8 protein-coding genes are annotated in these 6,665 nt (G+C 41.7%); 7 read left to right on the top strand and 1 reads right to left on the bottom strand.

Going from position 1 to position 6,665, the window contains the following annotated elements; translation table 11 throughout:
* Positions 1 to 284, top strand: a 284-nt coding sequence (locus N518_RS16950) for an IS30 family transposase (RefSeq protein ID WP_107113085.1), incomplete at its 5' end; no start/stop codon positions are given.
* Positions 285 to 409: 125 nt separating this feature from the next.
* Entirely contained in the window at positions 410 to 763 is a 354-nt protein-coding gene (locus tag N518_RS0114675; protein WP_005406411.1) for a hypothetical protein, read from the top strand.
* 96 nt (positions 764 to 859) lie between these two features.
* On the opposite strand, the gene N518_RS0114670 is transcribed toward N518_RS0114675, so the two are convergent.
* The gene (locus N518_RS0114670; RefSeq protein ID WP_005026554.1) at positions 860 to 1,342 is read right to left on the bottom strand and encodes a MarR family winged helix-turn-helix transcriptional regulator; all 483 of its coding nucleotides are present in this window, start codon (positions 1,340 to 1,342) and stop codon (positions 860 to 862) included.
* A 502-nt stretch (positions 1,343 to 1,844) separates the two neighbouring features.
* Here N518_RS0114670 and N518_RS0114665 point away from each other — a divergent pair.
* The 5 genes from N518_RS0114665 to N518_RS0114645 form a co-directional block, all read left to right on the top strand.
* Entirely contained in the window at positions 1,845 to 2,609 is a 765-nt protein-coding gene (locus N518_RS0114665) for a glucose 1-dehydrogenase (RefSeq protein WP_005019745.1), read from the top strand.
* Positions 2,610 to 2,684: 75 nt separating this feature from the next.
* Positions 2,685 to 3,467: a 2-ketocyclohexanecarboxyl-CoA hydrolase gene (gene badI, locus N518_RS0114660; protein ID WP_005026552.1), complete on the top strand. Its 783-nt coding sequence runs from the start codon at positions 2,685 to 2,687 to the stop codon at positions 3,465 to 3,467.
* A 12-nt stretch (positions 3,468 to 3,479) separates the two neighbouring features.
* Positions 3,480 to 4,637: a cyclohexanecarboxyl-CoA dehydrogenase gene (gene aliB, locus N518_RS0114655; RefSeq protein ID WP_005026550.1), complete on the top strand. Its 1,158-nt coding sequence runs from the start codon at positions 3,480 to 3,482 to the stop codon at positions 4,635 to 4,637.
* Between the two features lie 54 nt (positions 4,638 to 4,691).
* The gene (aliA, locus tag N518_RS0114650) at positions 4,692 to 6,326 is read left to right on the top strand and encodes a cyclohexanecarboxylate-CoA ligase (protein WP_017401249.1); all 1,635 of its coding nucleotides are present in this window, start codon (positions 4,692 to 4,694) and stop codon (positions 6,324 to 6,326) included.
* A gap of 109 nt (positions 6,327 to 6,435) precedes the next feature.
* Positions 6,436 to 6,665: helix-turn-helix domain-containing protein (locus tag N518_RS0114645; protein WP_026444454.1), on the top strand; the 230-nt coding region annotated here is incomplete at its 3' end.

The following is a 6,665-nucleotide window of genomic DNA, read 5'->3' as shown; positions in this document are numbered from 1 at the left end:
CAGAACATAAAATACTTGAAGAAGATTTAGGCATAGATGTATATTTCTGTGACCCACATTCACCCTGGCAAAAAGGCACATGCGAAAATATGAATGGTTTAATTAGGCAATATTTACCTAAAGGGATTGATTTAAATCAGGCAGATCAGCATTATTTAAATCAAGTTGCCATGTCACTGAATACTCGTCCTAGAAAAGCGTTAGATTGGCTTACACCATTAGAGAAATTTGCTCAGCTTGTTGATTATCATAAGACTTTTCAAACTGTCGCACCTCATGTTTGAATTCGCCCATGGTTACATCAGCAATGGCCTATAGCAGGCGTTGACCTCGTATTTATATTTATTGCTATAGGATATATTTCTGCTTGTTATTATTTTAGAAAAATACAAATGAGTAAGGTGAATAAATGAGTTTGGTTGCAATATTATGGGCAGTTGTTGCAATGATGCAGCTTTGTATGACCAGTCAAATTGGAATGAAAAAACTTAATAATAACTTCCTGGCTTTTAATCATGCTCGTTCTTCTTTAAAAATATTATCGTTTATTTTTATGGGCGTTTCTTTATATCTGAACTGTCTGGATAATGGTGTTTCTGTAGGAATTATCAGCTGGTTTTTCTTGATTATAACTTCAGCATTTTTTTTACAGATTTTATTTTTCTATCATTTTAAAAAATGGTTTTTTTTAATCTGGATCTTTTTATTTCTTCTGGTAGTTTATTATCTGTTAACTCATATATTTAATAATATTATAGTTTAAATCTCACTGAGAGTTTAGTAGTAACCTACTAATTAAGGAGAGCAAACTTTTAAAAAGACATTGTTAAGTAAGTGCATTATAATTACTTAAAATATTTTAGGTGTGATTTTGAATTTTAATGCTTTTAAGTCCATCATTCACCTTATTTAGCAAATGAATCAGGGTAATTACATCATCAAAGGTGAGCTTATTTAGGGCCTGACCATAAAACTCAAAGAAATCAGCTTGCAAGTTATCCCATGTCTCCAAGCCTTCAGCCGTCAGCGCAACAATTTTAGCACGGCGGTCCTGTTCACTAATGACCCGCTCCACCAGACCGTCACGTTCTAGCCGTTTTAATACTGCGTCCAGATTTTGCCGGCTCACGCCCAAATATTCAGTCAGATCAGAAAAGGACATTCCTGATTTAACTTTTGGACGGGACAAAGCACCCAGCACAGCCCAATGTACTGGAGATATTTTCAGCTCATTGAGGCATTTGCGGTCCAGGCTGTTGCCCACCTGAAACAGCCGGAAAAAAAGCCGGTTATGCGCAGAATATAAGGATTGATCATATTTTTTTAACAAAGCATCACTCACAATATTGGATATCCTCAAAACTGAAATAGCCGAGCCGCGCAGAGTATAGCCTATCACTTTTTCGCTTTAATCAGTTTCTTTTATAGTTTTTTAAAAGTATAGCGTTTTAGCAGGATTCTGCCTGTTAAATCCTAATCTAACCACTTTAATCAGCAAGAAATATCTCTCTTATTTTTATTACTGTCAAACTCTTATCTGGCTAAACAGACTCGCATTTACTAGTCATCAAAATAAACTTACATCCTTTTATTAGAAGAGAATATATGCATGCTATGTGTTGAAACCTCAATATCCCTAATCTAAAGCCAAAAATTAATATAGGTCAATACATTGAATAAATAAAATTATTAAGTTGTTGATAGATATATAAATAATAATTTAAGAATATTATTTTATGTAAACATATTGACATAACTCTAATCTCTTTCTATTTTAGATAAAACACACCGGATTAGAACAACAGCCGATTAAATTCGACAACAAAATAGCGTAGGGATGAGCAATGAAGGGATTAAAAGACAAGGTTGTGATTGTGACAGGCGGAGCAGGCGGAATTGGTTCAGCCACCTGCCAACGTCTGGCAGAGGAAGGCGCCAAAGTTGCCATTTTTGATATGAATCTGGAAGCGGCTGAAAAGCTGGCGAATGAAATCAATCAATACGGTCAGGCACTGGCAATTCAGTGTGATATTACCCAAAGTGATGTAGTTGAGCAGGCAGTTCAAAAAACCGAAACTGAACTCGGTCCAATTAATGGACTCGTCAACAATGCCGGCTGGGATATTTTTAAACCTTTTGTTAAAACCAATCCGCAGGAATGGGAAAAACTGATCCAGATCAATCTGGTCGGTATGCTGAATATGCACTTTACTGTGCTAAAAGGCATGGTAGAACGCAATTCCGGCAGTATTGTCAATATTGCTTCTGACGCGGCCCGGGTCGGCTCTTCGGGTGAAGCAGTCTATGCGGCCTGTAAAGGCGGCTTTTTATCTTTCTCTAAAACGCTGGCACGTGAGCATTCACGTCATAACATCAAAATTAATGTGATTTGCCCGGGACCTACAGATACGGCTTTGCTTGCAGGCGTGACTGAAGGCGCGTCAAATCCGGAAAAATTACGTGAAGCTTTTATTCGTGCCATTCCACTGGGTCGTTTGGGTCAACCGGATGATTTGGCTTCTGCCATTGCCTTTTTCTTGAGCGATGATGCCAGCTTTATTACCGGACAGGTACTCAGTGTCTCTGGCGGTTTAACCATGAACGGTTAAACGGAAATCATCATTTAATTTCATAACCATCACAGTTCAACCAGATAGATAAAAACAGTACAGGGTGTAAAGAAAATGAATTTTGAAGATATCTTATATGAAGTTAAAAATGGTGTTGCCTGGATCACGATTAACCGTCCAGAAAAAATGAATGCCTTCCGTGGCACCACTTGTGACGAGCTGATCAAGGCGTTAAATAGAGCAGGTTATGACCGTAACGTGGGCGCAATTGTGCTGGCGGGTGCAGGCGAAAAAGCCTTCTGTACCGGTGGTGACCAGTCCGCGCATGATGGAAATTATGATGGCCGCGGCACGATTGGCTTACCAATGGAGGAATTACATACCGCTATCCGTGATGTACCTAAACCGGTAATAGCACGCGTACAAGGCTATGCGATTGGCGGTGGCAATGTGCTGGCAACCATTTGTGACCTGACTGTCTGTTCAGATAAAGCCATTTTTGGTCAGGTTGGTCCGAAAATGGGATCGGTTGATCCGGGCTATGGCACGGCATTTTTAGCACGTGTGGTAGGTGAAAAGAAAGCCCGTGAAATCTGGTATATGTGCCGCCGTTATTCTGGTCAGGAAGCTGTTGAAATGGGCCTAGCGAATAAATGCGTACCGGCTGATCAACTGGACGCTGAAGTGCAGGCTTGGGCAGAGGAAATTTGTCAGCGTAGTCCGACTGCCATTGCAATTGCCAAACGCAGTTTCAATATGGATACCGCACATCAGGCAGGTATTGCTGGCATGGGCATGTATGCGCTAAAACTTTATTACGATACTGAAGAGTCTCGTGAAGGAGTCAATGCACTGAAAGAAAAACGTCAGCCTGAATTCCGTAAGTATGCCAAATAAGGAGACTGATCCATGAAAAAGAATCCTTATATCACTGAAGAGCTCGAGTTTTTGGCAGAAACAGCAGAAAAATTTGCCCAGAAATATATCGCCCCAGGCTTTTTGGAACGAGACCAAAGCCGAATCTTTGACCGTGATCTGGTCAAAAAGATGGGTGAAATGGGCTTTATTGCACCTGAACTGCCGGAACAATACGGCGGTCAGGGCATAGGCAGACTGGCAGCTGGAATTATCCATGAAGCGATTGCCAAAGCAGATTTAAGTTTCTCCTATATCAACCTGCTTGCTTCCCTAAATGGTCAGATTCTGGCCGAACATGGTCAGCCAGAAGTAGTTGAGCCTTGGTTGAAAAAACTCACTGCAGGCGAAGCTATCTTTTCAATAGCTTTGACCGAGCCGCGAGGCGGTTCTGATGCAGCGAACTTGCGTTTGAAGATTGAACGTGATGGCGATGAATATGTCATTAACGGCGAAAAGACTTCAATTTCTGCGGCCGATCAGGCAGATGCTTCTGTAGTGTTTGGTCGTACTGGTGCCAATGAAAATGGCGCACATGGCGTGACAGCGCTTTTAGTTCCAATGAATTTACCGGGCATCAGTACCACACGTTTTGACTGTCATGGTCAGCGCGCCATTGGTCGCGGTTCAATCTTTTTTGACAATGTTCGCGTACCCGTAAATCACCGTCTAGGGGATGAAAACAAAGGTTTTGTGCAGGTGATGCAGGGCTTTGATTTTTCTCGTGCGCTGATCGGTTTACAGGTTTTGGCCGTTGCCCGGGTGAGTCTGGATGAAGCCTGGGAATATGCAGCCCAACGTGAAGCTTTTGGTCAGCCATTGACTGCTTTTCAGGGAGTTTCGCATCCACTGGCAGAATACGAAACTCAGGTTGAAGCGGCACGCTTACTTTGCCTGCAAACCTTATGGCTCAAGGACAATCATCTGCCACATACCTCTGAAGCGGGCATGTGTAAATGGTGGGGGCCAAAACTGGCCTATGATGTAATTCATCAATGTCTGTTGACCTTTGGCCATGCCGGTTACGATCGCGGTGTGATGGAACAGCGGATGCGTGATGTACTTGGTTTCCAGATTGGTGATGGAACGGCCCAGATCATGAAAACGATTATTGCGCGACATAAGGCAGGACGTAAGGCTGTTCCGGCTTAAGGAAAATAAGTCTAAACCTGAATACGATAATTATAAAGAATGAGGAATAAACGAATGGATTTTGATGCGGTTCTGATCCCGGCCAGAAAAGAGGCCATGCTCAAACAGGGATACTGGTTAAACCAGACAATACTCGATTTTTTACGCAGTGCCGTAGAAAAGAATCCGGACAAAACAGCTTTAGTCAGCGTTAAGGTCGAGAATCAAACTGAACAGACTTTCAGCTACCAGCAGCTTTGGGAGATGACCAATAAAATTGCGCTGGGTCTAAAACAGCTGGGTGTTGAAAAAAATGATGTGGTGTCTTGCCAGTTGCCGAACTGGTGGGAATTTACCTTGCTTTACTTGGCTTGCAGCCGTATCGGTTCAGTACTCAATCCGCTTATGCCGATCTTCCGTGAACGTGAACTGGAATTCATGCTCAAACATGGTGAATCCAAAGTTTTTGTTGTACCTAAAACGTTCCGCAATTTTAATCATGAACAGCTGGCCAATCAGCTGCAAAACAAGCTGGATAGCTTGAAGCATGTAGTGGTGGTCAATGGTGAAGGCGAGAATAATTTTGATCATCTGTTACTCAATCATGGTCTGGAACAAGATGCTTCAGCAGTTGCTGCGCTGGATGGACTGGAATCTGGCCCGGATGACATTACCCAGCTGATTTTTACCTCAGGCACAACCGGTGAACCGAAAGGCGTGATGCATACTGCCAATACCTTATTTTCCAATATTGTGCCGTATGCAGAAAGACTGCATTTAACTGAAAATGATGTGGTATTAATGGCTTCACCAATGGCACACCAGACCGGTTTTATGTATGGCTTAATGATGCCGATTCAGCTGAATACCAAAGTGGTGTTGCAGGATGTTTGGGATGTAGCCAAAGCAGTGGACCTGATTCATCAGCATCAGGTGAATTTCACCATGGCCTCGACACCATTTTTGAATGATTTGTCCAGTACCGTGGCAGAACAGCATGATAAAGTCGATTCACTAAAGATTTTCCTGTGTGCCGGTGCACCCATTCCAGGTCCATTGGTGCAAAAAGCCAGGGAAACTCTGGGTGTTAAAGTTATATCAGCTTGGGGTATGACTGAATGTGGCGCTGTAACACTAACCAGACCTGAAGATAAGGATGAACGCTCTTTCAATACTGATGGAATTGCATTGCCAGGTGTTGAAATCAAGATCGTGGATAAAAAAGGACAGAGTAAAACTGTTAATGAAGCCGGCCGTTTAATGATCCGTTCATGTTCCAGTTTTGGAGGTTATTTAAAACGCCCACATTTAAATGATACAAATGTTGAGGGCTGGTTTGATACCGGAGATATCGCATATCAGGATGAGCAGGGTTACATCCGGATTTGCGGACGTAAGAAAGATGTGATTATCCGTGGCGGAGAAAATATTCCGGTTGCGGAAATTGAGTCACTATTATATAAGCATCCAAATATCGCTTTAGTAGCATTGGTGGCTTATGCAGATGAAAGGCTTGGTGAACGTGCATGTGCGATTATCAAACTAAAAGATCCAGCACAGCTTTTGAGTTTAAATGAACTGGTTGATTTTCTTAAAACCCATAATCTGGCCATACAATATATTCCTGAACGTTTAGAAATCTGGGAAGAAATACCAATGACACCCTCTGGAAAAATCCAGAAATTTAAATTGAGAGAGTTATTGCAGTAAGCTATAAATGTATTAGTTCAGACTTGATCGTACATTCTTCTTGAAAAAGAGAAAGTTACCCGTTTTGATAAAGGTGTCGAAATCTTAATTAAACAAAGGTAACTTTCTTATGTTGCATACTAACAATCAAATCATCAAACACAAAGTCGGCTTACTCAATTTAGCTGAAGAGCTTCAAAATGTTTCTAGAGCATGCAAAGTGATGGGTGTCTCTAGAGATACTTTCTATCGCTATCATGAGTTAGTACAGTCTGGTGACATTGATGCATTAATCAATAAGTCCCGTCGAGTACCAAATCTAAAAAACCGTGTAGATGATGCTACAGAGCTGGCGGTCAT

It is taken from the genome of Acinetobacter sp. UNC436CL71CviS28 (genome assembly GCF_000620525.1).
GTDB lineage: Bacteria > Pseudomonadota > Gammaproteobacteria > Pseudomonadales > Moraxellaceae > Acinetobacter > Acinetobacter radioresistens.
The sequence above is the reverse complement of the archived record's forward strand: the minus strand, read 5'-3'. Positions and strand labels throughout refer to the sequence as shown.